A 1,286-nucleotide genomic window follows, 5' to 3' on the forward strand; every position below is an offset into this window, starting at 1 on the left:
GTTCTATTCCTCCTACGCGGGCACGAAGGCACCGGTCGAGCACTTCACGCGTGCGGCAGCGAAGGAGTTCGGCGCGCGCGGCATCTCGGTGACTGCGATCGGCCCTGGTCCGATGGACACCTCGTTCTTCTATCCGGCAGAGGGCGCCGACGCCGTCGCGTACCACAAGTCGGCGGCCGCGCTGTCGCCCTTCAGCAAGACCGGCCTGACCGACATCGAGGATGTCGTGCCCTTCATCCGCCACCTGGTCASCGAMGGCTGGTGGATCACSGGCCAGACGCTGCTCATCAATGGCGGGTACACCACCAAGTGACCCCTGCGGCGGGTGGTCCCTTACCGCCCGCCCATGCCGAGGGTCCGCCCCTCCGTTGACGTAGGAGCGGGCCCTCGGCCACCGCACAGGACCTTATCGATGCGCACCCTGATCTTCATCCTCGCCGGTCTGCTGCTGGTGGGTATCGCGATGTGGCTGGCAAAGCCGGCCAAGCGACGCTCCGTCGCGGCGGTCTTCAGCGTCGGCTGGCTCGTCGCCGTCCTGTGGAACCTGCGCACCGGCATGTCGCACGGCTATTCGCTGCAGGAAGAGCTGCCCATCCAGGCCTTGATCTACGCGGTTCCGGTGGCGACGGGAGCGTGGCTGTCGTGGAAGGCCACGAAGCACTGAATCTTCCCCCCTGCCGGGAGTCGACTGCTTGAGCACCTCGCAGCATCCGTTGCTCCGCACGCCCGGGCAACCCGCACGCGTGGCCAACGTTGAACTGTTCTTCGACCTGGTCTATGTGTTCGCCATCACCCAGCTGTCCCACTACCTGCTGAAGCACCTGTCGGGGCCCGGCGTCCTGCAGACGGCGACGCTGTGGTTCGCGGTCTGGTTGGGGTGGCAGTACACCGCGTGGGTCACCAACTGGTTCAATCCCGAGCATCTGGTCATCCGCACCATGCTGATGGTGCTGATGGCGCTGGCCCTGCTGGTGTCCGCCGCCATCCCGGACGCGTTTGGCGAGCGGGGGCTGCTGTTCGCCTGCAGTTTTGCCGCCATCCAGGTGGGGCGCACCCTGTCCGTGCTGTACAGCCTGGATCCTGGGCATGCGTTGACCCCCAATTTCCTGCGCATGCTGTGCTGGTTGCTGGTGTCCGCCGCGCTGTGGATCGCCGGTGGTGTGAACGAGGGGTCTTCTCGCCTGATGCTGTGGTTGCTGGCGGTGGGCTGCGAGTACCTCTCGCCGATGGCGGGTTTTCCGGTACCGGGTCTCGGACGCTCGCAGACGTCGGACTGGACCATCGAT

At 66.0% G+C, this 1,286-nt stretch carries 3 protein-coding genes; all 3 read left to right on the forward strand.

The window, feature by feature from the left end; all coding sequences use genetic code 11:
- A partial coding sequence (locus tag AC04MI_RS25250) for an SDR family oxidoreductase (protein WP_476499054.1) occupies window positions 1-313 on the forward strand: 313 nt, incomplete at its 5' end.
- 99 nt (window positions 314-412) lie between these two features.
- A complete protein-coding gene (locus AC04MI_RS25255; RefSeq protein WP_435998765.1) occupies window positions 413-664 on the forward strand; it encodes a hypothetical protein in 252 nt (83 codons plus the stop codon).
- A 28-nt stretch (window positions 665-692) separates the two neighbouring features.
- Window positions 693-1,286: low temperature requirement protein A (locus AC04MI_RS25260; protein WP_476499055.1), on the forward strand; the 594-nt coding region annotated here is incomplete at its 3' end.

It is taken from the genome of Acidovorax sp. LjRoot204 (assembly GCF_056175785.1).